We start from the raw sequence: 2,949 nt of genomic DNA on the forward strand, positions 1-2,949 counted from the left end.
GTCCGCGCAATCTCGAGGTCGTGATCGTCGGCTGATCGGCAAGATCGACTCACAGGCGATTGCCAGCTTCCTTCCAGCTTCCCGGAAACGTCGTCGGGTGTACTCGGAGCGTTCACCCGTTCGCAACCGATCAGCCGGGAGCTGCCGCCGCCATGAGCCTCATCGATCGATTCCGGAAGCGATCCTCGTCGGATGATCCAACCGAATCGGTCGAGGACGTTCCGGCCGGTCCCGTCGGCTATCAGCAGACGGCGAGCAAGCTGCACGCCTTCAACCGGTACGAGATCAAGTACCTCGTCGACGAGATGAAGGTCCCGGAGCTGCGGGCCGAGCTCGCCGCCCGCATGGACGCCGATCCGTTCTCGCCGCACGGTGGATATCCGGTGACGTCGCTGTACTACGACACCGCGGATCTGCGCTTCTACTGGGAGAAGATCGAGGGCCTGAAGTTCCGGCGCAAGCTCCGGATACGGCTGTACGGCAATCCGGCGGACTGCACCGACGACACCTCGGTGCAGATCGAGATCAAGCAGCGCGTCAACCGCGTGACCCAGAAGCGGCGGATCGCGCTGCCCTACGGGCAGGCGCGGCGTTGGCTGGACGGCCGCAAGGAGATCGAGTGCGATCCGTCGCAGCGACCGTTCGTGAACGAGGTGACCACCCTGATCGGCAATCTCGATCTGCGGCCGGTCGTCACTACCGGCTACCTGCGGGAGGCGTTCGTCGGCCGCGAAGCCGATCTGGGCCTGCGGGTGACGATCGATCACAAGGTGCACGGCCGCGACCGCGACTTCTATTTCGCATCCGGCGCCGAGAACCGCTTCATCATCCCGCCGAAGCCGGCGATCGTGGAACTCAAGGCGAACGAACGGGTTCCGTACTGGGCGACGGATCTGACCGCGCGACTGAACATGTCGGTCATCCGGATCTCGAAGTACTGCCAGTCGGTGCAGGCGTTCGGGTTGGCACCGCGCTCGATCACCGGCGCACCCGAACCGATCCTGCCCGACGGGTTCGACGAGCCCGTCCCGCCGGATCTCTTCGGCGAACCCGCTCCGGTCGTGGGTTGACCACGCACGCAGCATTTTTCATAGATTTCCAACCATTCGGACACCAGGACAACCATGAATTTCGATCTTCAGGACCTCAGCGGGACGTTTTCGACATTCGACATCATCGTGTCGCTGTCGTTGTCGTTCGTGCTGTCCGCCGTCATCGGCTGGGTCTACCGATACACGCACAAGAACGTCTCCTACAGCCAGTCCTACGTGCAGACCCTCGTGATGGTCGGCATGATCATCTCGCTGATCATGCTCGTGGTCGGCTCCAACATCGCCCGGGCGTTCGCGCTCGTCGGCGCGCTGTCGGTCGTGCGATTCCGCAACGCCATCAAAGAAACTCGTGACGTCGGGTTCATCTTCCTCGTGATGGCGATCGGCATGACCACCGGCACCCGCTTCTACATCCTCGCGGTGGCCGCGACCGTCGCGATCTGCCTCGTGCTGCTGATCATGAACAAGTTCAACTGGTTCAAGCTCGACGTGCAGCGTCAGGTCGTGAAGGTCCAGGTGCCGCCGGAGCCGGGGTTCGAAGCGCTCGTCCAGGACGTTCTCATCGAGTTCTGCACGGAATTCGAGCTGGTCTCCACCGAATCCGTCCGTGCGGGAGCGCTCCACGAGCTGTACTACACGGCGCAGTTGCGTAAGGGCAAGAAGTCGTCCGAGCTGATCGCGGCACTGAGCGCGGTCAACACCGGCCAGCGCGTCACCGTCCTGACCGGATACGACCAGACGGACATCTGATGAGCGGGACGAACCCCGCCGGCGAGCCCGGTCCGCGGCGTCGGCTCGTACATCGGATCCCGACATCGCTGCGGCAGCACTGGAAGCTGCTGGTGGTGTTCGTCGCGTTCGCCACGATCATGGCGACCGTGTTCGGAGGTGCCCGGATCCGCCCCTACATCGTCGGGGACGCAACGGTTATCGCCTCGGAGATCACCGAGAACATCGCCGGCACCGTCGACCTGTTCGACAGTTCCGTGCAGCACGAGGTGTCGCTGGAGATCACCGATGCCGAATATCGGGACATGATCACCACTTTCCAGAAGACCGGCGACAAGAAGTGGGTGACCGCCGACCTCACCATCGACGGCACGTTCGTCGACGACGTGTCCGTCCGGCTCAAGGGCAACTCGACTCTGATGGGTGTGCGCGGCGACGACGCCAGGCCCGGTGGTTCGGGCTTCCGGCCACCGGAAGGTATGGAACTGCCCGAAGGATTCGAATTCCCCGAGGACTTCGATCCCGGAAGGATGGGCGGCATGATGTCCTCGGCGTCGGAGGACGATCCGACGTCGCTGCCGCTGCTCATCAGCTTCGACGAGAACGTCTCGGGCCGCGCCTATCAGGGCATGACCGAGTTGTCGGTGCGGCCGGGCACGCCGGTGCTGAACGAGGCGATGGCGTTGTCGCTCACCGCGGAGACCGGCCAGCCGACGCAGCGGTACGCGTACACGGTGTACTCGATCAACGACAGTGCCACCACGACACGACTGCTCCTCGAGCATCCCGACGACGGCTACGCCAACTCGCTGTTCGACGGCAACGGCTATCTGTACAAGGCGGACGCCAGTTCACGTTTCGAGTACGTCGACGACGACCAGTCGTCCTACGCCGATCGGTTCAAACAGATCAACGCCGTCGGCAGCGGCAACCTCCAGCCGATCGTGAATTTCCTGAAGTGGATGGACGCGGCGAGCGACGAGGAGTTCGACGCGCACCTCGGCGACTGGGTCGACGTCGAATCCTTCGCCCGCTACGTCGCGACGCAGAACCTCCTCGTCAACGGTGACGACATGGCCGGACCCGGCCAGAACTACTACCTCTGGTACGACCTGGGCACCGAGAAGTTCACCGTCGTCTCCTGGGATCTGAACCTGGCGATGCAGGG

At 63.4% G+C, this 2,949-nt stretch carries 3 protein-coding genes; all 3 read left to right on the plus strand.

Annotated features, from left to right (window positions below; translation table 11 throughout):
- Positions 1–152: 152 nt before the first annotated feature.
- The gene (locus I0Q12_RS10975) at positions 153–1,070 is read left to right on the plus strand and encodes a polyphosphate polymerase domain-containing protein (RefSeq protein ID WP_197251946.1); all 918 of its coding nucleotides are present in this window, start codon (positions 153–155) and stop codon (positions 1,068–1,070) included.
- 54 nt (positions 1,071–1,124) lie between these two features.
- Entirely contained in the window at positions 1,125–1,802 is a 678-nt protein-coding gene (locus tag I0Q12_RS10980; RefSeq protein ID WP_197251947.1) for a DUF4956 domain-containing protein, read from the plus strand.
- The coding region (locus tag I0Q12_RS10985; RefSeq protein ID WP_197251948.1) for a CotH kinase family protein at positions 1,802–2,949 on the plus strand (1,148 nt) is incomplete at its 3' end. The genes I0Q12_RS10980 and I0Q12_RS10985, both read left to right, overlap by 1 nt.

Origin of the sequence: Rhodococcus sp. CX (genome assembly GCF_015865005.1) — a bacterium.
Classification (GTDB): Bacteria; Actinomycetota; Actinomycetes; order Mycobacteriales; family Mycobacteriaceae; genus Rhodococcus.